The sequence below is a fragment of the Paraburkholderia sediminicola genome (assembly GCF_046030555.1).
GTDB classification, from domain to species: domain Bacteria; phylum Pseudomonadota; class Gammaproteobacteria; order Burkholderiales; family Burkholderiaceae; genus Paraburkholderia; species Paraburkholderia sediminicola_E.
Map to the genome: position 1 here is coordinate 113,745 of NZ_JAQQCH010000015.1, position 25,215 is coordinate 138,959.

Annotated in this window: 20 protein-coding genes and 2 pseudogenes; 14 read left to right on the forward strand and 8 right to left on the reverse strand. The window is 61.6% G+C overall.

Annotated elements, in window-relative coordinates; translation table 11 throughout:
* The first annotated feature begins 156 nt into the window (after nucleotides 1-156).
* On the forward strand, nucleotides 157-2,328 hold the full coding sequence (locus tag PQQ52_RS21705; RefSeq protein ID WP_408215646.1) for a tetratricopeptide repeat protein: 2,172 nt from the start codon (nucleotides 157-159) through the stop codon (nucleotides 2,326-2,328).
* On the opposite strand, the gene PQQ52_RS21710 is transcribed toward PQQ52_RS21705, so the two are convergent.
* Together PQQ52_RS21710 and PQQ52_RS21715 are read right to left on the reverse strand one after the other, a co-directional pair.
* Entirely contained in the window at nucleotides 2,318-2,794 is a 477-nt protein-coding gene (locus PQQ52_RS21710) for a GNAT family N-acetyltransferase (RefSeq protein ID WP_408215649.1), read from the reverse strand. The two genes, PQQ52_RS21705 and PQQ52_RS21710, sit on opposite strands and share 11 nt — an antisense overlap.
* Before the next feature lie 81 nt (nucleotides 2,795-2,875).
* Nucleotides 2,876-3,832 (reverse strand): LysR family transcriptional regulator, encoded by a 957-nt coding sequence (locus PQQ52_RS21715; RefSeq protein WP_408215651.1) that lies wholly within the window; start codon nucleotides 3,830-3,832, stop codon nucleotides 2,876-2,878.
* A 104-nt stretch (nucleotides 3,833-3,936) separates the two neighbouring features.
* On the opposite strand from PQQ52_RS21715, the gene PQQ52_RS21720 reads away from it, so the two are divergent.
* The 6 genes and pseudogenes from PQQ52_RS21720 to PQQ52_RS21745 all read left to right on the forward strand — a co-directional run bounded on the left by PQQ52_RS21720 (nucleotide 3,937) and on the right by PQQ52_RS21745 (nucleotide 10,670).
* On the forward strand, nucleotides 3,937-5,052 hold the full coding sequence (locus PQQ52_RS21720; RefSeq protein WP_408215653.1) for an aryl-sulfate sulfotransferase: 1,116 nt from the start codon (nucleotides 3,937-3,939) through the stop codon (nucleotides 5,050-5,052).
* A 30-nt stretch (nucleotides 5,053-5,082) separates the two neighbouring features.
* A complete protein-coding gene (locus tag PQQ52_RS21725; RefSeq protein WP_408215656.1) occupies nucleotides 5,083-6,411 on the forward strand; it encodes a uracil-xanthine permease family protein in 1,329 nt (442 codons plus the stop codon).
* Nucleotides 6,412-6,499: 88 nt separating this feature from the next.
* Entirely contained in the window at nucleotides 6,500-7,606 is a 1,107-nt protein-coding gene (locus PQQ52_RS21730; protein WP_408215658.1) for a porin, read from the forward strand.
* 256 nt (nucleotides 7,607-7,862) lie between these two features.
* Nucleotides 7,863-9,497 carry a response regulator gene (locus PQQ52_RS21735; protein ID WP_408215660.1) on the forward strand — a complete coding sequence of 545 codons (1,635 nt, stop codon included), beginning with the start codon at nucleotides 7,863-7,865 and terminating at the stop codon, nucleotides 9,495-9,497.
* Nucleotides 9,490-9,687: pseudogene (locus PQQ52_RS21740) on the forward strand (response regulator); the annotation flags it as partial. The gene PQQ52_RS21735 and the pseudogene PQQ52_RS21740, both read left to right, overlap by 8 nt.
* A gap of 254 nt (nucleotides 9,688-9,941) precedes the next feature.
* Entirely contained in the window at nucleotides 9,942-10,670 is a 729-nt protein-coding gene (locus tag PQQ52_RS21745) for a FadR/GntR family transcriptional regulator (protein ID WP_408215663.1), read from the forward strand.
* A 61-nt stretch (nucleotides 10,671-10,731) separates the two neighbouring features.
* Here the strand turns inward: PQQ52_RS21745 and PQQ52_RS21750 are convergent.
* Nucleotides 10,732-10,932: pseudogene (locus tag PQQ52_RS21750) on the reverse strand (dihydroxy-acid dehydratase domain-containing protein); the annotation flags it as partial.
* A 377-nt stretch (nucleotides 10,933-11,309) separates the two neighbouring features.
* On the opposite strand from PQQ52_RS21750, the gene PQQ52_RS21755 reads away from it, so the two are divergent.
* The 3 genes from PQQ52_RS21755 to PQQ52_RS21765 are packed head-to-tail and all read left to right on the forward strand — an operon-like array spanning nucleotide 11,310 to nucleotide 14,157.
* Nucleotides 11,310-12,389, forward strand: a complete 1,080-nt coding sequence (locus PQQ52_RS21755; RefSeq protein ID WP_408215666.1) for a sugar ABC transporter substrate-binding protein — start codon at nucleotides 11,310-11,312, stop codon at nucleotides 12,387-12,389.
* Nucleotides 12,390-12,397: 8 nt separating this feature from the next.
* Complete coding sequence (locus PQQ52_RS21760) at nucleotides 12,398-13,387, forward strand: ABC transporter permease (RefSeq protein WP_408215669.1); 990 nt, start codon at nucleotides 12,398-12,400, stop codon at nucleotides 13,385-13,387.
* Nucleotides 13,387-14,157, forward strand: a complete 771-nt coding sequence (locus PQQ52_RS21765; protein WP_408215671.1) for an ATP-binding cassette domain-containing protein — start codon at nucleotides 13,387-13,389, stop codon at nucleotides 14,155-14,157. Before PQQ52_RS21760 ends, PQQ52_RS21765 begins: the two co-directional genes overlap by 1 nt.
* A gap of 58 nt (nucleotides 14,158-14,215) precedes the next feature.
* Here PQQ52_RS21765 and PQQ52_RS21770 read toward each other — a convergent pair whose 3' ends face one another.
* Complete coding sequence (locus PQQ52_RS21770; protein WP_408215674.1) at nucleotides 14,216-14,917, reverse strand: GntR family transcriptional regulator; 702 nt, start codon at nucleotides 14,915-14,917, stop codon at nucleotides 14,216-14,218.
* Between the two features lie 293 nt (nucleotides 14,918-15,210).
* Here PQQ52_RS21770 and PQQ52_RS21775 point away from each other — a divergent pair, with 293 nt between their 5' ends.
* Together PQQ52_RS21775 and PQQ52_RS21780 are read left to right on the forward strand one after the other, a co-directional pair.
* Nucleotides 15,211-15,759, forward strand: a complete 549-nt coding sequence (locus tag PQQ52_RS21775) for a carboxymuconolactone decarboxylase family protein (RefSeq protein WP_408215676.1) — start codon at nucleotides 15,211-15,213, stop codon at nucleotides 15,757-15,759.
* A 142-nt stretch (nucleotides 15,760-15,901) separates the two neighbouring features.
* On the forward strand, nucleotides 15,902-16,759 hold the full coding sequence (locus PQQ52_RS21780) for a helix-turn-helix domain-containing protein (RefSeq protein WP_408215679.1): 858 nt from the start codon (nucleotides 15,902-15,904) through the stop codon (nucleotides 16,757-16,759).
* A gap of 154 nt (nucleotides 16,760-16,913) precedes the next feature.
* On the opposite strand, the gene PQQ52_RS21785 is transcribed toward PQQ52_RS21780, so the two are convergent.
* The 4 genes from PQQ52_RS21785 to PQQ52_RS21800 all read right to left on the reverse strand — a co-directional run bounded on the left by PQQ52_RS21785 (nucleotide 16,914) and on the right by PQQ52_RS21800 (nucleotide 22,246).
* Nucleotides 16,914-18,107: a porin gene (locus PQQ52_RS21785; RefSeq protein WP_408215682.1), complete on the reverse strand. Its 1,194-nt coding sequence runs from the start codon at nucleotides 18,105-18,107 to the stop codon at nucleotides 16,914-16,916.
* 241 nt (nucleotides 18,108-18,348) lie between these two features.
* On the reverse strand, nucleotides 18,349-19,737 hold the full coding sequence (locus tag PQQ52_RS21790; RefSeq protein ID WP_408215684.1) for a c-type cytochrome: 1,389 nt from the start codon (nucleotides 19,735-19,737) through the stop codon (nucleotides 18,349-18,351).
* Nucleotides 19,734-21,512 (reverse strand): GMC family oxidoreductase, encoded by a 1,779-nt coding sequence (locus PQQ52_RS21795; protein WP_408215686.1) that lies wholly within the window; start codon nucleotides 21,510-21,512, stop codon nucleotides 19,734-19,736. The genes PQQ52_RS21790 and PQQ52_RS21795 overlap by 4 nt, the downstream gene beginning before the upstream one ends.
* Entirely contained in the window at nucleotides 21,512-22,246 is a 735-nt protein-coding gene (locus PQQ52_RS21800) for a gluconate 2-dehydrogenase subunit 3 family protein (RefSeq protein ID WP_408215689.1), read from the reverse strand. Before PQQ52_RS21800 ends, PQQ52_RS21795 begins: the two co-directional genes overlap by 1 nt.
* A 690-nt stretch (nucleotides 22,247-22,936) precedes the next feature.
* Here PQQ52_RS21800 and PQQ52_RS21805 point away from each other — a divergent pair.
* Together PQQ52_RS21805 and PQQ52_RS21810 are read left to right on the forward strand one after the other, a co-directional pair.
* Nucleotides 22,937-24,178 (forward strand): ammonium transporter, encoded by a 1,242-nt coding sequence (locus tag PQQ52_RS21805; RefSeq protein WP_408215691.1) that lies wholly within the window; start codon nucleotides 22,937-22,939, stop codon nucleotides 24,176-24,178.
* Nucleotides 24,179-24,236: 58 nt separating this feature from the next.
* Nucleotides 24,237-25,139: a LysR family transcriptional regulator gene (locus PQQ52_RS21810; RefSeq protein WP_408215693.1), complete on the forward strand. Its 903-nt coding sequence runs from the start codon at nucleotides 24,237-24,239 to the stop codon at nucleotides 25,137-25,139.
* Nucleotides 25,140-25,215 lie beyond the last annotated feature (76 nt).

The window sequence follows — 25,215 nt, forward strand, 5'->3', positions numbered from 1 at the left end:
GCCTGACCGTTTCCCTTAAGCTGCGTGGTACATGTTCGGCTTTCCATGTCGGCGTTTCGGCATGCCCGCGTGTAAGCACGGATACGCGAAACGCCCGACAGGGCGCGAAACATGCGATTGACCCGGCCTGAACGCCGCCGACCCCAGCTACGACTTATGACACCCACGCAGACGCGCGCATCCTCGATAACCGACATTAATCAGCAAGCGGCGTCGCTCTGCTCGGCTGGGCAATTCGCCGAAGCCTGGTCGCTGGTGAAGCCGGTCCTCGAACCGCGCGCCGACGTATCGGAAGACGCGCGGGCCGACGCGTTGAACATCGCGGGGGCCTGTTCGTACGCGCTGGGCAAGCTGTTGGACGCGGAAACCTATTGGCGCCAATGCCTGCGCGCAAAACCCGCCTACGCCGAGGTGTACAGCAGTCTCGGCATGCTGCTCAAATCGCTCGGGCAACTGTCGGCGGCCAAAGCGGTCTACCGTCAACTGGTCGCGCTGCGGCCCGATCAGGCCGACGCGCACAATAATCTCGGCATCGTGCTCTACGGAATGGGATACCGGGAAGAGGCGGAGGCGTCGTATCGTCAGGCGGTCGCGATCCGTCCCGACTATGCCCAGGCGCACTACAACCGGGCCATCGTCCTGCACGAACTGCGCCGCCTGCAGGAAGCGGAGGTGTCCTATCGCCTGGCGCTAATTGGGCTGCCCGACCACGCCGAGGCGCACAACAATCTGGGCAACGTGCTCATGGAACTCGGCCGTGTTGCCGAGGCAGACGCCGCGTACCGGCAGGCGCTGACCATCAAACCCCAGTATCCGAAGGCGCTCAATAACCTCGGCGGCGTGCTGAAGGCCGCGCACCGTCTGCCCGAAGCCGAGTTGGCTTGCCGGCTCGCGCTGGCTATTCGCCCGCATTACGCGGAGGCGCATCTCAACCTCGGTGCGGTGCTGGCGGATCTCAAGCGTCTGCCCGAGGCTGAAGTGGCTTACCGGGATGCAATCTCGCATCGTCCGGACTATCCGGAGGCGCATTACAACCTCGGCCTCGCGCTGTTCAACATGGAGCGTCTGCCCGAGGCCGAAGCGGCCTACCGGGAGGCGATTCGCTGCCGGCCCGACATCGTCCACGCGCACAACAACCTGGGTTGCGTGCTGCGTCTGCTCGACCGTTTGCCCGAAGCCATCGAGGCCTTCGCACAGGCGCTCGCGCTTCGTCCCGATCTGGCCGAGGCGCACTACAACGTCGGGACCGCGCTGGCGCAACTCAGGCGGCTGCCTGAAGCCGAAGCCGCTTACCTCCGGGCGCTTGCATTACGTCCCGATTACGGCGATGCCAGATTCGGTCTGGCCGTGATGGTGCTCGGCATGGGCCGCTTTGAAGAGGGCTGGCGCCTGTACGAGTGCCGCTACGACCAGCCCGGTTTCGTGCATCACAAGACGCGCGCGATGTTGAACTGTCCGCAGTGGCAGGGTGACACGCTCGCTGGCAAATCCTTGCTGGTCTGGCAGGAAGACGGGCTCGGCGATATGGTCCAGTTCAGCCGCTACTTCGCCTTGCTCAAGGCGCAAGGGGCCGCGCATATCGCCTTTGCGTGCGTGCCCGCTTTGCACCGGTTGATGGCTTCAGTGGACGGTGTCGATGCCGTGCTCGATCACGACACGGCGACGGTTCGCGTGGTCGCGTCCACCTACGACTGCTGGACGAGCCTGTTGAGCGCGCCGCTCCACTTGCGCACGACTGTCGAGACGATTCCGCGCCCGGTTCGACTCACGGTCGAGCCGTCGCTCGTCGAAAAGTGGCAGCCGATGCTCAAGACGCTGCCGCCCGGCCGCAAAATCGGACTGGTCTGGAAGGGCAATTCGAAACACCATAACGACGCGAACCGGTCGATCCCCACGCTCGCCACGCTCGCGCCGCTCTGGCGCGTGCCGGGCCTGAGCTTCGTAAGTCTGCAAAAAGGGCAGGGCGAGGATGAGGCGCAAAACCCGCCCGCCGGTCAGCCGCTACTCGAGCTTGGCTCGGCGGTGAACGATTTCGCGGACAGCGCCGCGATCATCGAGCAGCTCGATCTGGTGATTTGCGTGGATACGTCCACGGCGCATCTGGCCGCGTCGCTGGGCAAACCGTGCTGGGTGATGTTGCCGGAGAAAGACATCGACTGGCGCTGGATGCACGAGCGCAGCGATTCGCCCTGGTATCCGCACACGCTGCGGCTGTTCCGCCGGGCGCCGGGCGAAGGCTGGTCCGTGACCGTGGAAAGAGTGCGGCAGGCGTGCATGGAGCGATTTTCCGCCGACCATGCCGTCGAACTCTGCACCGCTAAAAAATGATCTTGTAACCCTCGTGGCTGGCCACGAAGCCGAGTTTTTCATAGAAGCGGTGTGCGTCCGGACGACCTTTGTCGGTGGTGAGTTGCACGATTGCGCAGCCGCGTGATTGACACGCCGCAATGGCCCACTCGAACATGTGCTGGCCGATGCCTGTACTGCGATAGGCCGCGGCGATCCGAACGGCTTCGATCTGGCCGCGCCATGCACCTCGGCGAGCGATACCCGGGATGAACGACAGTTGCAGTGTGCCGATCACGGTCTCGCCGTCGACGGCAACAACGAGCTGCTGATTCGAGTCCGCTTCGATGGCCTTGAACGCGGCAACATATCGCTCGTCCGGCGGGTGACTGATCGTCTCGCGTTGACTGCCGAGCTTATCGTCCGCTAGCAGGCCGATGATGGCGGGAAGATCGGCGAATGCCGCGGTCCGGAAGGTGACGTGGTCCATGGTGACGTTGTAAGTCATGCTGCTGTGAGGGAAGCAAAAGTATAGCGCCGTGCCCCAGGTCAAAAGCGGTTCGGGCCGAACCTGATTTATTCGGATTCCTCATTTAACCCGTTGCACACGCTTGCGGCCCGCTTGCGTCGGGGTGTGGAACTGGCTCTCGGTCGCCTCGATCGCGTGGCCGAGGAACTGCAGGAACATGCTCATCGCGACGGTCGTGGTCAGGTCCGAGCGTTGATAGAGGCAACTGAACGACTTTGCACCGGCGTCGGCGAGCGGAGTCCACGCGAGCTTCTGCAGTGTCACGTCCTCCGCTACATTCTCCGCAATCAGGAAGCCGATACCGACATCGTTCGCCACGAGCCGGCGCACCATCGAAACCGAACTGGTCTCCACCAGCGAACGTGCCTTGCGCTGTTCCCGGTGGTCGATCTGATCCACCATGGCCCGTAACTCCGTATCCGGTGTCATGAGGATGAGTGGATAGTCGAGACAGTCCCGCAGCCGTGGCCGCTTGCCGAGCTTCGTCAGTGGATGGCGGGGCGCCGTGACGAGCCCGAGATGCTGCGAGAAGGCGCGCACTTCCACGACGCCGGGCGGCGGCTTGCGGCGCAGGCCATAGCCGATGTCGGCTTCGCCGGTCTCCACCCACTTGAGGATGCTCTCGCCATTGCCCGAGCGCACGCTGTACGTCACCCCCGGATAGCTTTTCATGGCCGCCTGAATCGCTTCGGGCACCAACTGCTCGGCGGAGGAAGGCGACACCGCCAGGTTGATATGCCCGCGACGCAGCGAGCGCAGATCTTCCACCTGAGTCATCGCGTTATCGAAATCGCGTTGCCCGCGCCGCACTGCAGCAATGATGATTTCGCCGGCCGTGGTGAGTTGCATGCCGCGCGGCAAACGGTCGAAAAGCGGCGAGCCGACCTGCTCTTCCAGGTTGAGGATTTGCTGGTGCACCGCGGCTGCGGTGAGGTGCAGCGATTCTGCCGCCTTGCGGATCGAACCGCGCCTGACTACCTCGTCGAAACAACGGAATGTCTGCGATATTGGACGCATAAATCGAGCGTATGGTTTTTCCATACGGGCCGTTAAGAATAATCAGGTTTTATTGACAGGGCGGATAGCCTAGATTTCGCTTCATCATCTTAACGGAGCGAACCGTGACCACAACAGTCGATCAAATTACCCAACGGCGCCGCGGCGTCGGCCTCATCGCTTATGACCCGAAGGCTTCGGCCGGCGGCTACACGTTGATTGCGCCGCAAACGGCGGGCGGCCATGTCTATCTCATCGACATGGAGGGCGTTGTGGTTCACGAATGGAAGATGCCCGTGCGGGCCGGACGCCACGCGGTGATTCTTCCCAACGGCAATCTCGGCTACAACGGCAACCACGCAAAATCGGAAAACCGTTACGCGCCGTGGTCGATGTGGCATGGCGGCGATTTCTCTGAAGTTACGCCTGAAGGCGAGGTGGTCTGGCATTACGAAGATCCCGCGCATCACCATGACGCGCAGTGGCTCGCCAACGGCAATCTGCTTTACGCCGCGTGCGCGCCGGTGCCGGCGGGATTTGCCGACCGCGTACCAGGCGGCACGGCGCACGGCCCCGAGGAAGTCATGTACGCTGACGTGATCCGCGAAGTGAACCGCGCCGGCGAGCTGGTATGGGAATGGAAGGCGTGGGAACACCTCAATCCCAAGGACTTTCCGATCGCAGCCGGCTTCGGCCGCTATCACTGGCCGCTCGTGAACGGGCTCGGCGTGAATGCGAAAGGTGAGGTGCTGATGAGTTTGCGCACCACGTCGGGCATTATCGCCGTCGACCGCAAGACCGGCGGGGTCACGATGCACATTCCGCCGAGCGTGGTGTCGCACCAGCACGCACCCGTGGCACTCGCCAACGGCAACATTCTCACGTTCGACAACGGCAATTTCCGCACCGGCGCGCACGTGGTGTTCTCGCGTGTGCTCGAAATCGATCCGTCGAACAATGAAGTCGTATGGTCGTACGCCGACGACATGGTGAATGCGTTCTACAGCGCTTTCATGGGCAACGCGCAACGACTCGCCAACGGCAACACGCACATCACCGAGTCCGCGACGGGGCGCCTCTTCGAAGTGACGCCCGCCGGCGAGGTGGTGTGGGAATACGTGATTCCCTGGTTCGGCGAGTACCCGGACGAAGCGGCGCGCAAAACCGGCCCCGGCCAGTTGAACAGCGTCTTCCAGACCTTCCGCTACAGCCGCGAGCAATTGCCGTGGCTGCGCGCCTGAACGCCGCGTTTTCGATCCCTCGGGGGTAACGTGAATCCAGACCCAGCCACACATAGTGTCGATGCACGCCTGCCTGCGTGGCAACTCGTGCTGTTCGGCTTGCAGCATGTCCTGTCGATGGCGGCGTCGCCCGTCACCGCGGTTTTTCTGGTGTCGAGGATGTTGTCGCTTTCGTCAGACATGACCGTGCATCTGATCGGCGCGACCTTCTTTGCCTGCGGCGCGGGCACCCTGCTGCAATCGCTCGGGGTGGGGCCGGTCGGTTCACGGCTGCCGTTCGTCATGGTGCCGGGCGGCGCGCCCGCCATGCTCTTCGCCGTCATCGCCACGCAGACGGATCTGCGCACCGCTGCGGGCGCGGCGATCCTCACCAGCCTGTTCTACTGGCTCATCCTGCCGGTATTCGCGCGCTGCCTGCGGTTTTTCCCGCGTGTAGTGGTGGGAACGATGCTGCTGCTGGTATCGGTGAGTCTCATCAAGATCTACGCCGGCATCATCGTCGGCCAGCCCGGAACGCCGGGCTTCGCGCAGCCGCAGTCGCTTGGCCTCGCGCTGCTCACGATCGTGGCTACCCTGGCCGTGGCGCGGTTGTTCACTGGCACGGCGGGGCGGCTTGCCGTGCTGATCGGCCTCGCGATCGGCACGGGCGCGGGCTGGGCAATCGGGCTGATGCCGGCTGGCGGCATGTGGAGCGGTCCGCTCTTCACACTGCCGACGCTGCTGCCCTTCGGCATGCCGCGCTTCGACCTGCTCGCCGCGCTGCCGATGCTGATTTTCAGCGTCATCTCGATGGCCGAGGCAACGGGGCAGACGGTTGCTGTGGGGGAGATCACCGGCAGGAAGATCGACATGCGCCGCGATGTGCCAAGGACCATTCGCGGCGATGCGGTGGCGTCGTTGCTCGGTTCGCTGCTGGGCACGTCGCTCATCATCACGAGCGCGGAGAATATCGGCGTCGTGCAGACCACCGGCGTGCGCTCGCGCTATGTGACCGCGACGGCCGGTGCGATGCTGATGGTTATTGCACTGTTGGCGCCGCTCGGACGCTTCGCCTACGCGATTCCCGCACCGGTGGTGGGCGGCACAGCGCTGATCGTGTTCGCGATGATCGGCGTGATGGGTGTCAATCTGCTCGGCAAGGTCGACCTGCACGCGCGCGGCAATCAGTACACGCTCGCCGCCGCGCTCGTTGTGGGGCTGATACCGGTTCTGGTCCCGAACGTGTATGCATCGTTCCCCGGCTATGCGCAGATCGTATTGGGCAACGGCATGGCGGCGGGGACGCTCACCGCCATCGTCGTCAATCTGTTTTTCGGCACATGGCGTCTCAGGTCCGCGGAGAAGATCCAGACAACCTGATGTCCGTCTTTATTGCATCTGATCGAGCTTCATTGGGCTTGAACCAACGCCCCCCCAGTCCTTCCTCGAACGCTTCAACCCATACACCATGAAAACCAATTTCGCTTTCCACGCGACGGTCGTCGCGTGCCTGGCTGCGCCTGTCGTTTCCACGACGGCCAGCGCCCAGAGCAGTGTCACGCTATATGGAAGTCTCGACGCGGGTGTCGGTTATGTGAGCAATCTGCATGGCGCGCATGCTTATATTGCGGAGCAGGGTACGCTGCAAGCCGACCGCTTCGGCTTCCAGGGTGTCGAAGATATCGGCGTGGGCAGGTCGGTCGTGTTCCGGCTCGAGAGCGGCTTTGTCACAACGACCGGCGTGTCGGCCAGCACCACGACCTTCTTTAATCGCCAGGCTTACGTCGGCGTGTCCGATCCGACGTTTGGCACCGTGACGTTCGGCCGTCAGACCGACTGGAATTTCGATTGGCTCGGCTCGGTATCGACCGGTCAACTGCTCGGGGACTTCTCCGCGTTTCATCCCGGCAATCTCGATGGCCTCGGCAGCACCTTGCCGGTGCAGTTGTCGAGCACGGCGAAATGGAAGAGCGTGAACTACAGTGGACTGAGCTTTGGCGCGCTTTACGGATTCCCCGGCGCGTCGGCTAGCAACACCAACGGGCGGACCATCAGTTTCGGCGCTAACTACACGAACGGGCCGCTCAAACTGGTGGCGGTGTATTCCGAATACCGTGACCGTTTGCTGCCGCTTTCCAATGGACTCGGCCTGACTTCGTTCGAAGGACAGGCGCTCGCGCCCGGCGCAAGCTTCAACGCGAAACAGGTGCGTGACATGGGCATTGGCGGATCGTATCGCTTTGAACGCGTGACGCTGCATGCGCTCGCAACGGATCTGCGGATTCAGTCGGACGGCGGCAGCGAGCATTTTCGCACCGTCGACGGCGGCGTAAACGTGCGTTTGACGCCAGCGGAGGAGATCGCGGCGGGCGCGTGGACCGCGGCACTCGCCGGGCGTCGCTGGACTCAATTCACCGTGGCGAACGTGTATTCGCTGTCGAAAGCGACGCAACTTTACGCGGACCTGATGTTCGAGACGGCGAGTGGTGGGGCGGTGGCGAATACGCTCGGGATCGGCGCGGCGTCAGGTGGAAGGCAGACTGTGTTTCTGAGCGGGATCCATCATTTGTTCTGATTCGGGCGCAAGGCGGCGTGGTTGCCGTACCCGTCGTACCGCGCTTTCGGGGCCTGAGGTGGAAGGCCGCTACTGGCCGCCTGTCCGAAATGACCGCGGCGGCCGGCCCGTATTCAGGATTTCCTTACTCCATATTCCGGGCTTCCTGACTCTGCGGCGCATACTCCCGGTTCCGTAACGCGTGCAGAATAGACGAGACCAGAACCATAGCGCTCGCGAGGATGATTGAACGACATTTGAAATGTGAGCCTGAGCCATGAGCGATCCGAACACACCTGCCGGCGAAGGTCCGACGATCCTCATTGCGGATGACACGCCAGCGAATTTCGGGGTGGTTGTCGACAGCCTGATGGCGCGCGGCTATCGGGTGCTTGTTGCGCTCGATGGCGAGGAGGCGCTCGCGCGCGCGCTGTTTTCGCAACCGGACCTGATCCTGCTCGACGTGAAGATGCCCGGAATCGACGGCTTCGAGACCTGCAGGCGGCTCAAGGCGGATGAGCGCACCCGTGACATCGCGGTGATTTTCATGACGTCGTTGACGGGCAGCGAAGACATGATCGAGGGTTTTTCGGCCGGTGGCGTCGATTATGTGACCAAGCCAGTGCGTGTCAATGAAATGATGGCCCGGATCGAGACCCACCTGGCCCTGCGTGTGATGCATCGGCAACTTGTCGCGCAGAACCAGCAGCTTCTGAGCGAAGTGTCGGTACGCCAGCAGGCCGAGGCCGCCTTGTCGCGCGTGCGCGATGAACTCGAACAGCGGGTCGATAAGCGCACGAGGCAGTTGGCGGAGTCGAATGCCCGGCTGTCTGCGCAGGTCGATGAGCGCCGCCGGGCCGAAGCAAAACTGCAGTCGAGCGAAGCGCGCTTTCGTACCATTGTCGAGACGAGCCCGATACCGCTGTGCATCACGTCGATGCCCGAAGGAAATATCCTGTACGCGAACGAACCGCTGCGGGATCTGTTCGGTCTCAATGCGCGCACGGGCATGCTGACCAACATCGTCGAATTTTATGTGGATCCCGGCGACCGTGACCGGCTGCTGTCTCATCTGTGCAAGGAGGGGAGCTTCAACAACAGCGAAGTCCACATGCGGCGAGCGGACGGCACCGAGTTCTGGGCCATGGCGACCGCGCGCGTGGCGACCTTTGGCGACGGCCCCGCGATCTACGTTGGCCTGAACGACATCACGGCGCGCAAGCATATCGAGCAGGAATTGTTCGAGTCGCGCAATCAGTTGCGTGAATTGTCCGCGTATATGGAGGCGATTCGCGAAGAGGAACGCAAGCGCATCGCGATGGAAGTTCACGACGAACTGGGGCAACTGCTGACGGCCCTGAAGATGGACGTTTCGCTGCTGAAGATGCGCCTCGGCGCGGATCCCGACGCAATGCGCAAGGCGGACGACATGCGCGAACTCGTCGAGAAAACGATCTGGATGGTTCGCAATGTCGCCAACCATCTGCGGCCGGTGGCGCTGAACTTCGGGATCGTTTCGGCGCTGGAGTGGCTGGTCGAGGACTTCGCGCGGCGCAACAGCATTCCGTGCCAGTTGCACATCAATGGCGGCGAGCCGGTGCTGCCGGATGCCTACGCTACCGCCGTGTTCCGCATTGTTCAGGCTTCGCTGACCAACGTTGGGCGTCATGCGAATGCGGCGCGGGTCGACGTGACGCTGACTAGTACCGCGACGACGCTCGACCTCCACGTGAGCGACGATGGCTGCGGTTTTGATCCGGCCACGGCGCGCGCAGGTTATTCATACGGTCTGCTCGGCATGCAGGAGCGCGCCCGCCTGATTGGTGGAGCGATGACGATCGACAGTGCGCAGGGGATGGGTACAGCCATTTCCATTCACATTCCGCTCGCAGGCGGTAACCATCATGATTAACGTCCTGATCGCCGATGACCACGCGATCGTGCGCGGCGGTCTGAAACAGATCATCGCGACGACGAGCGGCGTCGTCGTCGTCGCCGAGGCCGCACAGGGTTCGGAGGTGCTCGATCGGCTGCGAGCCGGCGCGACGGGCTATGTGACGAAGGACAGCGACCCCGACATTCTTCTCGCCGCGATCCGCAAGCAGTACTCGATGACGCAACCGCATTGAGGCTGGAAGGCTATTTCAACGTAGGACTGACACCTGCGGACGCTGTCAGCGCGATCTTCGGTGTGGTGCATTGACCCGTTAGATCCCCGATGTCGCGTGCTATGCTTGAATCGACAACGGATCTCCACGAAACACACCTGCATCCGTGTTGACGACAAGGCAAGTACCTTCCGGAATATGCACCGGTCGGCACAAGACTGAGCCGGGCACGACCTCGATCGCTGATCATGGACTACCGTCATCTGCAACAGCGCAAGAGCCTGCATGGTCGCATCGTGCGGGAACTCGGCATGGATATCGTGAGCGGCAAGGTAGAGCCGGGTCAGCGCCTGCCTGCCGAGACCGTCCTGTGTGAGCGCTACGGCGTGAGTCGCCCGGTACTGCGCGAGGCCACCCGCGTGCTCGTGGCGAAAGGGCTGGTGGTGTCGAAACCGCGCGTCGGCAGTGTCGTGAAGCCGCGTGCGGAGTGGCACATGCTTGACCCGGATGTCCTGTACTGGACGATCAACAGCGTTCCGGAAGGCGAGTTTTTCGGTTCGCTCCTGACGGTGCGCCGCGTGATCGAACCGGCTGCGGCCGCACTCGCCGCCACCGCGGCGACAAGCGACGATCTTGCGCGTATTGCGTCGGCTTATGACCAGATGGAGCGCGCGGAGACCGCAAGCGCGCTACTGGATCCCGATCTCGAGTTTCACCGCGCCATCATGGCGGCCACCCACAACGACCTGCTGGCCTACATCGGCAACATGCTGTCTCTCGCCCTGTCGGAATCTATCAAGCTGACGAGTCGTCATCCCCACACGCACGCGCTTTCGTTGCCGCGTCACAAGGCGATTCTCACCGCGATCCAGAGCCGTGATCCGCTCGGCGCGCGACATGCAAGTCTGGTCCAACTCGACAATGCGCGCGCGGACGCCGAGAGCGTGCTGGAAACCGTGACCCAGTATCCGGCGTAATCCTCTTCCGAAACTGCGGCAGAGTCTGCGCTGCTCAATGTGAATGGCGCGGCACGTCCAGCACGCCGCGCTTCACGTGTTCGGCGAGCTTTCGAAAGTGCGCATTACACGGTGTCAATTCGGACCACGTATTGAAAATCCCAATAATTGGTTTGCCGTGAAACTCGTGATCGGGAATGCCCTGGTTCTTCATCCAGCTTCGGTACATGAAGCCGTTCTTGTCGGCTGAACCGAACCATTGAGCGGACCGTAGCGTGGGCTTTCCAGTCTTCCTATCTGTTTACTCCATGAAGCTGCTTTGATAGTAATACTATTAAAGCGGCGCATAGTGTGGATCGTATCGATAGCGGAGGAACGGTGTTCGTTGAGTCGGGCCCATGCCAGCATTGCATCACGCCGTACTGCTGACGTTGATTACAGAAAGCTTCACTGCGGCGCCGGAATTAATTAGTCCGACTAGTTAAGGGTATACATCGATTAGTAGGTAAAAGTGCCGTGATATAGCATTTTCTGCAGGGTCGTCATGTGTACGCGCGTGCACGCGGGCTTCGTGATGGTGTGAAACCCGGCTCTGGTGCTTTTCCGGCCTGCGCCGTCATGCACAGTGAAGTGTTAAACAACTGAGAGACGGAGAGTGAGATGGCGCACGAGCAGGAAGACAAGGATGAAGTGCAGGGGATGCGCCGCGGTTTGCTGCAAGGCGCTGGCCTGGCCGCAGCGCTGGCGCTATTGGGCGGTGTGATCACGCCGGCGCAGGCGGCAGAAGCGGGTTCGTTTCCGGGGCACAAGCGTTGGAAGATCGTATTCGTCAACCACGTCACAACGAATCCGTTTTTCGTTCCGACGCAATACGGCATTCAGGACGCGACCGCGTTGCTGGGAATGGACTATCAATGGACCGGCTCGGCCAATGCCGATATCGGCGAAATGGTGAATGCAGTGAACGCCGCGATTGCCGGAAAAGCGGACGCAATCGCTGTACCGATTGTTGACCCCAAGGCATTCGACAAACCGATCCAGGCCGCGCTCGACGCCGGCATTCCCGTGTTCGCCTATAACGCCGACGCGCCCTCGGGTTCGACGAATCCGCGCCTCGCCTATATCGGCCAGGATCTGTACCTGTCTGGCTATCAGATGGGCGAACGTATCGTGAGTCTCATCGACAGCGGTCTCGTCGCGCTCTTCATCGCCACACCTGGCCAGCTCAACATACAGCCGCGGCTTGATGGGGCGGCGGCGGCCATCAAGAAATCGGGCAAGAAGATCGACGTGCAAACCATCGCGACCGGCGCGACCGTCAACGAAGAGCTATCGAAGATCAAATCGTTCTTTCTCGGCCACCAGGATCTCAAGGGCATGTTCGCGGTCGACGCGGGCAGTACCCAGGGCGTGGCCGAGGTGATGAAGGAGTCCAATCTACCTTCCAAAGGTGTTCACGGCGGTGGCTTCGATCTGTTGCCACGCACGGTCGATCTGATTCACGAAGGCTTCCTCGACTTCACAATCGATCAGCAGCCTTATGTTCAGGGCTTTTATACCGTGCTCGAAGCGTTCACCTTTCTCGCCTCCGGTGGGCTCGTTGGACCGGCCAATATCAACACGGGCCTGAAGTTCGTCACCAAGGGCACGGTCGATCCCTACCTGAGCACGTCGACGCGCTATGAAGGCAAGAGCACGAAAGCCCAGATCGTGCCGCGCACGGGGGCGATCAAAGGGTGACGTCTCCCGTGACGCAGACCGAACAACCCGTCAGGCACCCGAGGCGCTGGTCAGGCGCGCTCGGGCGTTCCAGCGAGATGCGCATCTTCGCGGTTGCGCTGATCCTCAGCATCTACTTTGAGACAGTCAACCATGACTTCCTGCTGAGCAGCGCGAGCCTCCAGAATCTTTCGCAATTCATCGCCCCCGTGGCAATCATTGCGTTTGGCGAAATCATGCTGATGATCGGTGGGGAGATCGATCTTTCCGCCGGAATGGTCTTCGCGTTTGCGCCTTTCATCATGTATTTTGCGATCGAGGCAGGCTTGCCGCCGTGGCTTGCGATGCTCGCCGGCGTTATCGCAGCTGGTCTGGTCGGGCTGATCAATGGCGCGGTCACGGTGTACCTGCGCATCCCGTCGTTTGTGACGACGCTGGGTACGTTGTTCTTCGTCAACGGCCTCACGCTGACGATCTCTCGGGGCACCCCGGTTTCGCCGCCGGAGGATTCCGTTTTTTCGGCCTTCATGGGTGGGTGGGGCTACAGCGAGATCATCTGGACGCTCGCTATCGCCGCCGTCATGCATGTGCTGCTTCGTCATACCCGCTGGGGATTGCATACGATCGCGTCAGGCGCGAATCAGCTTGGCGCAAGCGAAGCGGGCATACAGGTTAGACGCCTGAAACTCGGCAACTTCATCATTGCCGCTTTGCTTGCCGGCTTTACCGGGATCCTGGAAGGTTTCCGCATAACGTCGATCGATCCGCAAGCGGGCGGCAACCAGATCATGTTCCTTGCGGTTGCCGCCGCCGTGATTGGCGGCACGCCCCTCGCCGGTGGATCGGGAACGATCATTGGTGGGCTGATCGGTGCGGCGGTGCTGGGCATTCTCAACGACGGCTTCACACTGATCGGCATCAATGCCTTCACCTTCAACATGATTCTCGGCGCGGCCATTCTTGGCGCCATGATCTTCAACATCCACGTGGTTCGTCTCGCGCGCAAAGGAGAGTTGTGATGTCAGAGGCGGTGGAGGCGCTGCGCGGTGAAGATATTGTCAAACGTTTCGGCGCGGTCACGGCGCTTGATGGCGTGTCGCTCACGCTAAAGCAGGGCGAGATTCTCGGGGTACTTGGCGACAATGGCGCCGGCAAGTCGACACTGATCAAGATTTTGACGGGGTTTCATCAGCAGACAAGCGGCAAGCTTTTTGTAGGCGGCGAAGAAACCATGCTTCGTTCGGTGGACCACGCGCGTTCACTCGGTATTGAATGTGTCTACCAGGATCTGGCGCTTGCCAACTCGCTGAGTATTTATCACAACATGTTCCTGAACCGGGAGATCATCCACCGGGGGCCGTTTCGTTTGTTGAACAACCGCGCGATGCGCAATCGCGCCGCGGAGTGTCTTGAAGAAATCGGCGTACATGTCCCTTCAGTGGACCTGCCGGTCGAGCAGCTTTCCGGTGGACAGCGGCAGGCTATCGCGGTCGCGCGCGCGGTGAACTCGAATGCGCGAATACTCCTGCTTGACGAACCACTCGCTGCAATGGGCGCCCGTGAGGCTGGATTGATCATCGATCTGATCCTGCGACTCAAGGAGAAAGGTGGGCTGTCTATCGTGATGATCATGCACAACTATGCGCAGACGCTCGACATCGCGGATCGTGTGATGCTGATGCAGCGCGGGCGTGTGACGTATCAGAGAGAGGCGGCCAGTACCTCGGTAGAGGAACTGATGGATATCGTGCGACGCGAGTATCGGGCCATGCGGGCAGGCGCGCAGTGACATTGGACACATTACCTGTGTGAGCGCTCGGGTTGGGCATGAACCACCCGCGCTGTTCTCATGCTGCGCCGGCGATCAGATGCAGCGCCGGAAGCGACAGGTTCAGGCTTTCCTTCGATATGTGGGTATGTTCTTTCATCAACGCCTCCACCCGCGCGCCTTCTCCCTTCTTCAAGGCGTCGGCGATCGCATGGTACTGGCGATGCGCGTAGCTGAGCATCATGAACTGGCGTTCCCGCGCGGACTCGTCGAAGGCGATCGTGGAGGGCGAGACGAAGGGAATTTTGTCGTTCAGGCTCAACGCGGCGCTGACGGCCATGTTCTGGGCCGCGTCGATGATCAGCGCGTGAAAACGCCCATTCATCTCCGCATAGCGCACGTCGTCGTCTTTCTTCAGATGCCCTTTGTTGAAGATATCGTCGCCTTCACGCAGGCAGTCGTCGAGAGAAGCTGCCAGCGCCAGGCCCACACCGCTTTCGGCGACGGAGCGGGCGGCGAGTCCTTCGAGTACGCCGCGCACGTCGATGGCGTTGAGCACGTCTCTCACGCTGAAGCGCCGCACCACATAGCCTCGACCTCCTGAGCGGTCGAGCAATCCCTCCGAAGACAGGACACTGAGCGCATAGCGCAGCGGCGTGCGCGACACGCCGAGCCATTGCGCGAGCTGTGCTTCCACAAGGCGTTGCCCAGGCGAAAGCTCGCCCGCCAGAATTCTCTCGCGCAGCGTTTGGACGATTGCGTGCTGGGTAGTCTCGTTCATGGGTTTCTACTCATTCGATGCCGTCAAGTATAGTGACACGTCAGGCGTCTCACCACGCTCAATAGCGCATGGGATATCACGGCCACCTATTCGAATGTTCTTTCGTAAACGGTCGCGTGTCAGACTGCACGAACAGAAAGGCACGAGCAGAAAGAAGGCCGGACAGTTGTATGCCCGGATACCGCTTACTCAAGGCTATTACATCCGAGGTAATTGGCGAGCCGCTCGCTCACGCCTAATCTTCGGTCATCGCGCAACTCATCCCGAGCGGCGCTCACGATCGAGGACACATCATGCCCACGTTTCATATCCATACCATTGAATCCGCACCCGAACAATCCAGGCCGGTGCTTCGGCAACTCCAGCAAAACTTCGGCCTTATCCCCAACATCGCGGGAGCCATGGCTGAATCGCCGGTACTGATCGGCGGCTTCATCGGCATTTTCCAGAAAGTTCATGCCGGTACCTTTACAGAAGCGGAGATTCAGACGCTATTGCTGACCAACGCCGTAACGAATGCCTGTTCGTGGGCGGTTGCGTTTCACACCGCGCTCGCGCTGAAAGAGGGACTGTCACCTGCCGACGTCAACGCTATTCGCGAAGGCCACGCGCCTGCCGATCGCAAGCATGCGGCGCTCTCGACCCTGACGAAAACGGCGATCGAGAAGCGTGGACATCTGGATGACAAGGACGTGAGCCAGTTTATCGAGGCCGGCTTCCGTCAGGATCAGGTACTCGAGGTCCTCGCGGTACTCGCCGCATCGACGATTACGAACTACGCTGGCAACATTACGAAGCCTCCGGTGGAAGCGCCGTTCCAGGACTATGTCTGGACCGCTTAGGCCTCATTCGGAATAGCCGCTCAGCAACAGGGAGTATGCTGACCGGCGCGGTTCGAACGACCGGTTGGCGCCGGGCACCGGCCATGCTCCGGCGCCCCCGGTCACTGAACCTTATCTGTATCAACCCGCGGATATGAGACCGATGAATCCTGCGAATCCCGAAAGGAAGGCGCCGCCGAACGAACTCGGCGCGTTATTGCGTCACTGGCGAGACATGCGTGGCATCAGCCAGTTGGACCTGTCGTTCAACGCGGGCGTCTCGCAGCGGCACATCAGTTTTATCGAAAGCGGACGCAGTGTGCCGAGTCGGCAGATGCTGATGGATATCGCCCAGACGCTCGACATTCCGCTACGCGAACGCAACACGTTGCTACTGGCAGCGGGCTATGCGCCGATGTACGCCGACAGTGCCTGGAGCGCCCAGGAAATGCAGAGCGTCAGCAACGCGCTTGGGCGAATGTTGCGGCAACACGAGCCGTTTCCGGCGCTCGTCATGGATCGCTACTGGAACGTGCTGATGACCAACGAATCCACGCCGCTTTTTTTCAATTGCTTCATCGATATGGCGGCGCGTACCGGGCCGCGCAACATGCTGCATCTGATTTTCGATCCGGATGGAATGCGTCCGTTCGTTGCCGATTGGCCCGCGGTGTCGAACAGCCTGATTCAGCGTGTCTATCGGGAGTCGGTCGGCCGCGTGGTCGACGATCAGACACATGAGTTGCTTGCCGCGTTGCGCGCTTATCCGGATGTGCAAACTGACTTGAAATCTGCTCAGCGTATCTCGGGAGCTGGGCCCACGTCGGCAGCGATGCCGGTGATCCCTATTGGCTTCGTCAAGGACGGCAAAGTCCTGAACTACTTTTCAATGGTTGCCACTGTCGGCACGCCGCAAACCGTCGCTGCGCAGGAACTGCGTATCGAATGCATGTTCCCCGCGGACGAGGAGACAGAAGCGCGTCATCTTGAGATGATCAACGCGGTCCAGCAACAGCACTGAGCGGCAGAGGCGAGCGAATCACCACGGTCGCTTGCTCATCGATCTACTGCCGGGCTGCACAGTCGCTCTGAACAGCGGTCAGCCATCCCCGCGCGCCGTGCACAAATTCCAGTACAACGGCGCCGGCCAACCGCTCCAGCGCCGCTCCAACTCATCAGAACCGGTGCCGCAAGCCGATGCTGACGATAGCCTGAGACTGCGCATCCGACGAGTGGCTGTTGCCCTTGTCGCTGACCGAGGCGGTCGCCGCGACCGGATTGCCGAGCGCATCCAGCGTGACACCGGACGCGTGCTGATAGCCGCCCATCAGATAGACCGTGGAACGCTTGGACATGTTGTACTGCGCGCCGAGCGTCACGTTGTGATATTGCGCGCGCTCATCCACACCTTCCACTTCACCGCCGCGCGTGTAGCTATAACCCGCGAACAGTTGCACGGCCGGCCGGATCGTCCACTGCCCGAATACGCCGGCGACGTTGAACGTGGCATGCCCGTTGAACAACGCATCGGCGCCCGAGCGGTATTGCACGTTGCTGTAGTTCACCCCGACGATGGCCGGGCCGAAATTGTACGTCGCGCCCGCCGCAATGATCTGTTGCGATTGCGCGCTCGCGTAGCCTTCATTGATCGATGAATTGAACAGGCCGTCGTCCGTGCCGTTCCACTTGCCGGCCGTCGAGTCTTTCGTCCCGCTCTTGCTGTTATCCGAACGCTCGTAGCCGACGCCCACATGCAGCGGACCGTTGCCGTATGCCGCGCCCACGCTCCACGTGTTCTGCTGTTTCAGGCTGCCCGGTTGACCGCCGAAGCCGTAGAGCGCACCGAACGTAAAGCCCGAGTAGTTCGCGCTCGTGTACTTGATCGAGTTATTGACGCGCGCGGTCTGATCGAGATCGTCGATGTCGCCCGGATGCGCGCCGTAGCCGCCGACCATCGCGACCGGGGCAACGGGTGCGACGAAGTCGTTCAGCGACGTGTACTGACGGCCGAGCGTGACCGTGCCGTATTGCTGGCTGCCGATGCCGACGAACGCCTGACGTCCGAATAGTCCGCCGTTCTGGCCGGTTTTGCCGTTCGTGATGTCGAAGCCGTCTTCAAGCTGGAACAATGCATTCCAGCCGCCGCCGAGGTCTTCCTGGCCCTTGATGCCGAAGCGGCTGCCGGAGAGGTTGCCGCTGGTCAGCGCGACGTTCGAGTGCCCCGTGTAAGCGCCAGGGGAACCGGTGCGCTCGTTGCTGCGATACGTGATACCCGCATCGACGATGCCGTACAGCATGACGGAACTCTGCGCGGCCGCGATGCCGGCGAAGGACAACAGGAGGGGTGCGGCAATCAATTGCTTTTTCATCGTTTTATAGCTCGGTTGGATCGTCTATCTCAAGTCGCCTGAATGGCGATCTCTCTTTTTTCCGCGCGCACGCAGTCCGCTCCTGAACAACGGAGCAGATTGCGTGAAGCAGGGGGAAACGGCTTGCGCAGCCCCCGTTACTCGCCCTGATGGCGGGCGCGTAACAAGGGCGGCGCGATTTAACGTCTGAGTGAATGGCCAGAATTAGTGGCCAGAATTAGTGACCAGGCTCGTGGCCAGATTAATGGCTGAGCGCGGCACCGGGCGGCATTTCGGGCGCGTGCACTGTGACGGTCTTGCGGACCTTGGCGACATCCGTGGCGCTGACCGTCGAACCGGTGTTCCCCCAACTGCTGCGCACGAAGTTCGTCACGTCGGCGACTTCCTGATCGTTCAGACGCCAGCCGAAAGCCGGCATCGTGAACGAAGACGGCGCGGTTGCCGTGCCCAGAAGCGTGCTGCCAGTCAGCAGTACATGAATCAGCGAGGTCGCGTCTTTGCCCTGTACGATCGGATTGCCGCCTAGTGCAGGGAAAACACGCGTGTAGCCGCGGCCGTCACTGCGGTGGCAGGCGGTGCAGTTGTCGCGGTACACGGCGGCGCCCGGTGCCGTGGCATCGCCGGTACGCAAGGCGCGAGCCGCCGTATCGTCGTACACGTACGGCGTTTCCTTCGGATCGGTCGACGGCAGCGTCTTCAGGTAACGCGCGATCGCCGTCAGATCGGCGTCGCTCATGTGCTGCATGCTGTGCTGCACGACGTCCGTCATGCCGCCGAATGCCGCGGTGTGCTGTGTGCGTCCGGTCTTCAGGAATTGCACGAGATCCGCTTCGCTCCATGCGCCGATGCCAGTGCGCGGATTGCCACGCAGGCTCGAAGGAATCCAGCCGTCGATCGTCGCGCCGCCCGCGAGAAACGCTGTGCCGTCGAGATCGCTCAGCGCGCGCTCCTGCATCGTGACTGCGCGCGGTGTGTGGCAGGCGCCGCAGTGGCCGAGACCCTGCACCAGATACGCACCGCGTGCGACCACTGGATCGGCGTAGTGCTTCGCGTCGAACGCCGCTGGCTCAGGCGCGAACAGGTAACGCCAGATGCCGAGCGGCCAGCGCATCGACAGTGGCCAGACGATATCGACCGCGCGGTCCGCCTGGTTCACCGGCGCGACGCCTTGCGTGAAGTACGCATACAGCGCGTGCATGTCGTCCTGACTCAAACGCGCATACGACGGGTACGGCATTGCCGGATACAGCGTGTCGCCGTTCGGCCGCACGCCGGCGCGTACCGCGCGATCGAACTGCGCGAAGGTCCATGAGCCGATGCCGGTGTTGCGGTCCGGCGTGATGTTGGTCGAGTAGATCGCACCGATCGGCGTGTCGAACTTCAGACCGCCCGCGAAGGGCTTGCCCGATCGCGCCGTGTGACACGCGATGCAGTCGCCGGCACGGGCGAGATATTCGCCGTGCGCGATCAGGGCCGCCTCGGTCTGCGGCGGAGTTTGTGTCTGAGTTTGTGTCTGCGTCGCGGCTTGCACGGCGAGCGGGGTGGACAGCACCGCAACTGCGTAGAACGACACTGCGCCCACGCGTTTAAATGCCTGACCCAGGCGTTTGATATCGATCTTATTCTTCATACGCTCACCAGCGGCCCGGGGTTCTTCAGATACTGCGTCCGAATCGCACGCGCTGACCAATAGGCGAGCGCGGCGACGAGACCGGTCGGGTTGTAGCCGATACCTTGCGGGAATGCCGACGCGCCCATCACGAACACGTTATGCACGTCCCAGCTTTGCAGGTAACGGTTCAGCACGCTCGTCTTCGGATCGGTGCCCATTACCGCGCCGCCGACGAGGTGAGTGGTCTGATAGCGGCGCGAATCGAAGTGGGCGCCGAATTCACGCGTATAGACACCGATGTTCTTCGGCCCCATCTGCTGCGCGATCTTGTGCATCTGTCCAGTCACGTAGCGCGCCATCTTGATGTCGTTGTCCTTCCAGTCGAAGGTCATACGCAGCAACGGCTGGCCGTATGAGTCGCGATAGGTCGGATCGAGGTCGAGGAAGACGTCGCGATACGACATGTTGGAACCGTGCGCATCCATCGAAATCGTGTGGGCGTAGTGGTCCTTTACCGATTTCTTCCAGTCGACGCCCCAGTTCGGCGTGCCGGCCGGTGTCGCAATGCCACTGATCGGCTTGGTGCCGGCCTGGTTCACCCACAGCGGCGAGCCGCCGACAAAACCGAGCGGACCGTGATCGAAGTTATCGGCATTGAAGTTGTCCACCGCGACACCATTGCCGCCCGCGCCGATGAACGGATTGGTGAAGGTGTCCTTGTCGAAGAACGCGGTGATCGTCGAGAGGTTCTGATACGCGAAATTGCGGCCCACCACGCCTTCGCCCGAGATCGGGTCATACGGTTTGCCGATGCCCGACAGCAGAAGCAGGTGGACGTTGTGATACTGGAACGCCGCGACAATCACGAGATCCGCCGGCTGAAAGACTTCGTTGCCTGCCGGATCGACGTACGTCACACCCTTGGCGCGTTTTTTCGTGTCGTCGAGTTCGACGCGCAGCACGTGGCAACGCGAGCGCAGTTCGAAGTTCGGCAATGGCTTGAGCGCGGGCAGAATGTTCAGATTCGGCGATGCCTTCGAATACATGTAGCACGCGTAGCCGCTGCAGAATCCGCAAAAATTGCACGGACCCATCTGCACGCCGTACGGGTTCGTGTACGGACCCGACGTGTTCGCCGAAGGCAAGCGGTACGGGTTCAGTCCGAGTTCGCGCGCGGCCTTGCCGAAGCGCTCGGCCGAGTACGTGTTCAACTGCGCGGCGAGCGGGAAGTTGTCGGTGCGCGGTGCTTCGAACACGTTGCCGTCGCCGACCACCTTGCCGTTCACCTTATAGGCCTGGCCCGAGGTGCCGAACACTTTTTCGGCGAAGTCGAAATGCGGTTCGAGTTCGTCGTAGCTGACGCCGTAATCCTGGATCGTCATGCCTTCCGGAATGAAGCCCTTGCCGTAGCGTTCTTCGTAGTGGCTCTTCAGACGCAGCTCTTCCGGTGTGATCCGGAAATGCACGCCCGACCAGTGCAGCCCGGCACCGCCGACGCCTTCGCCCGGCAGGAATGCCGCGAGTTGCCGGTAAGGCAGCGCCGTTTCGCCGACGTTATGACGGATCGACACGGTGGTCTTGGAGAGATCGAGGAACAGCTTCTTGCGGACGTTATAGGTCAGTTCGTCGATCGTGTTCGGATACGCGCCATCCGGATAGGTGTCGCGATACTCGCCGCGTTCGAGCGCGACCACTTTGAGGCCGGCCTCGGTGAGTTCCTTCGCGAGGATGGCACCGGTCCAGCCGAAGCCGATGATTACCGCGTCGACGTGCGGTTTGGTTTGCGTGGTCATCAGGTGCGTTTTCCCTGGATCGATACGGGGCCATACGGATAGGCCTGACCGTTCTGATTGACGAAGTCCATGAAATCGGCGCGCGCGCCGGGGAAGCCGATCATCTTCCAGCCGCCCATGTCGCGATTGCCGCCGTGGATCGGATCGCAGAAGTAGCCTTCGCGGGTGTTTTGCAGCAACTGACCGAAGAAGACGCCAGCCGGGACGTCCGCGAGATCGATCGAGTCTTTCTCCAGCGCGGTGAGCACGGTGTCGCGCGTGGGCGCGTCGAGGGCGTCGAACGGGTGTGCGTAGGTCTTCGTGCAGTAGGCGTTGACCGCTGCGATGCCCAGGCGGTACAGATCGCGCGGCACGAGCTTCAATTGATAACCGAGTTCCGGCACGCCTTGGGCGAACGGGCCTTGCATGTACCAGAGCGCGCCGTGCGCGTAAGGCGTGTCCATCTGGCGGTCGATGAACTCGGGCACGCCGGCTTCGACCGCGCCCGGGCCTTCGCTGTCGGCGGGGATCAGACGGTCGACGGCCGCATGGACGAAAGCCCATTCTTTTGCGTCGAAGAATTGCGGCTTGTAGTCGGCGCCGGAGGCCTGGCCCGCGGTGGAGGGCGCGCTCGAACCCGGCGCGGCTGTGGTGGCGGATTGCTTGACTTCACAGCCGGCAAGGGTCCCGGCGGGAACCAGCGCGACGGCCGTGCGTAAGAAGCCACGGCGGGAGGTGAGAGGAGATTGAGCCATATTGTTCTAGGTCACGAAGTGGGAGCGCGCCGTGGCGCCGCCTGGGGCAGTCGTCGGATTTCGGCGTCATGGTAAATGGAACCGGTTCCAAAGTCTTTTTGGATTTTTACAATAAGCTGTTTCATGAAGTGACGGAATGTCGTTTTGTAAGAAATATCTCTTTCAAATCATAGGTGTTTTTTAGACGATGTGGCCCGTGGGCGGCCCCGGACGACCCCGATGAAACTGACGCGAAAAAGCGACGTTTTTTTGCGGCGGCATGACGATCAGTGCTGGTCGTCCTCACGCGACGGCGAGGCGAGGGCTTAAACGACGGGGAATCCTCGTCGTAAGGCCGATTGTCAGCGGGGCCGATGTGGTACCCGGTGTTTGGCCAGGCGCAGCCAGGCTAATCAGGCTCATTCGGCCGGTCGAATGGGCGTGGTTTACCCGCGCTTACTGCGCGCTAGCGGTGGCGAGTGGTCGCCAGCAGGGGCCTGAGATGCCCATACGGGTCGCGTGAATCCCACTATATCGGCCAGCCGTATTGCGCCGTCCCCGGCGCGGGAATACTTTTCGCCTGCTGCAAACGCGCGAAAACAGATGAACCCTACAAATTGCAAGCAAATTCCGCGCTGAAGGGCTCTTTTCGACGCCAGTGTCACGCGCCGCCGGGGGCACCCATCATGACGACAATCAAGGAGACAAGCTGTGCTTCCCGCAACCATGCCGATCAACGTTGGCAATACCGCTTTCATGCTGCTCTGCGCGAGCCTTGTCATGCTGATGACGCCGGGTCTTGCGTTTTTCTATGGCGGCCTCGTCGAACGCAAGAACGTGCTGGCGATCATGATGCAGAGCTTCATCTCGCTCGCATGGACGACCGTGCTGTGGTTCGCGTTCGGCTACTCGATGTGCTTCGGCCCAAGCTGGCACGGCATCATCGGCGACCCGACCCACTATGCGTTCCTGCGCGGCATTACGCTGCAAACCATGTACACGGGCAACGACGCGGGCATTCCGCTGGTGGTCCACGTCGCCTATCAGATGATGTTTGCGATCATCACGCCGGCGCTGATTACAGGTGCGTTCACCAACCGCGTGACGTTCAAGGCGTACTTCCTGTTTCTGACGGGCTGGCTGGTGCTGGTCTATTTCCCGTTCGTGCACATGGTCTGGAGTCCGGATGGACTGTTCGCGAAGTGGGGCGTGCTCGATTATGCGGGCGGCATTGTGGTCCACAATACCGCCGGATTCGCCGCGCTGGCGTCGGTGTTGTATGTGGGTCGCCGTCAGACCGTCACGCACAAGCCGCACAACGTGCCGTTGATTGCGCTCGGCACGGGCCTGCTGTGGTTCGGCTGGTACGGCTTTAACGCTGGCTCCGAGCTGCGCGTCGACGCCATCACGGCTTCGTCTTTCCTTAACACCGATGTCGCCGCTTCGTTTGCTGCCATTACGTGGCTGCTGATCGAATGGGCCAGCGCACGGCAGCCGAAATTCATCGGCTTGCTGACCGGTTCGGTCGCCGGCCTCGCGACCATCACGCCTGCGGCGGGCTATGTGTCGTTGAGCACCGCCGCGATAATCGGGATTTCTGCCGGCGTGATCTGTTATTACGCTGTTGCGCTGAAAAACCGGCTCGGCCTCGACGACGCGCTCGACGTGTGGGGCGTGCATGGCGTGGGAGGTCTCGTCGGTACCGTTCTGCTCGGCGTGTTCGCGTCGAAGGCGTGGAATCCCAATGGCGCGGATGGCCTGCTGTTGGGCGGCGGCGCTTTCTTCGTCAAGCAATGCGTGGCGGTGCTCGTGTCCGGCGTCTGGGCGTTCGCGTTCACGTGGGGAATGTTATGGCTGATCAATCGCGTGACACCCGTTAAGGTTGGTGAAGCTGCCGCGCAGCACGGACTCGATACCGAGTTGCATGGCGAAGTGGCCTATCTGGACGCGTAAGCCCAAGGTCGCCTCTGTGCTAGCGTTGGGTCTGGGCCCAACGTTAAGCGCAGCATCCATGGAAAATCTCCTCAAAAAACTCGATCTCACCTCGTTGCGCCTGTTCGTCGCCGTCTGCCAGGAGCAGAACATCGCGCGCGCGGCCGAGCGTGAGTTCATCGCGTCTTCCGCGGTGAGCCGGCGCATCGCCGAGATCGAGGCACTGATCGGCCTGCCGGTGATTCAGCGCCAATCGCGCGGCATTACGGTGACGCCGGTCGGCGAGACCGTGCTGCGCTATGCGCTGGCGATCATCGGCAACATCGAACAGATGAGCGCCGAGTTGTCGCGTTTTTCGTCGGGCGCGAAGGGGCGGGTGCGGGTGGTGGCGAATCTCTCGTCGATCGTGCAGTTTTTGCCGGAAGACGTGGCGGCGTTCGGGCGCGTGTTTCCGGAGGTGTCGATCGAACTGGAAGAGGAGAACAGTGCGGACGTGTTGCGTATCGTCGGAGAACATGGTGCGGACTTTGGCATCTGCAATCCGGTGGCGGGCAGTGAAGCCTTCGAGCAGGTGCCGTATCGGGAAGACCGCCTGGCGGTGCTGGTGCCGGGCGGGCATCGTCTGGCCGGTGTGTCGCGCGTGGGGTTCGAGGAATTGCTCGATGATAGCTTCGTTGGGCTGCGCAGCGAGAGTGCGCTGACACAGCTTCTCGCGCAGCAGGCGGCCAGCGTGGGGCGGCGGATCGACGTCAAGATCCGCGTCAGCAGCCTGGATGCGTTATGCCGGATGGTCCACGCGGGCCTGGGAATAGCGATCGTGCCCGAGCAGGTTGCACTGCTCTACGTGAACGCGCTCGACGTGCGTTTGCTGTCGTTGAGCGATGCCTGGGCGGTGCGGCATCTCATCATGATCTTCAAGTCGCGTGATCAGTTAAGCGCCAGCGCCGCGGCGTTGGTGGGGTTTCTCGGCAGCAGGCCCTAGCCCGCGGAACGCCAGTCATCATTCTCCAAACGAGACGTCTCCGTTGCCCGACCGGCACTTCGGCATCGCAGACGCG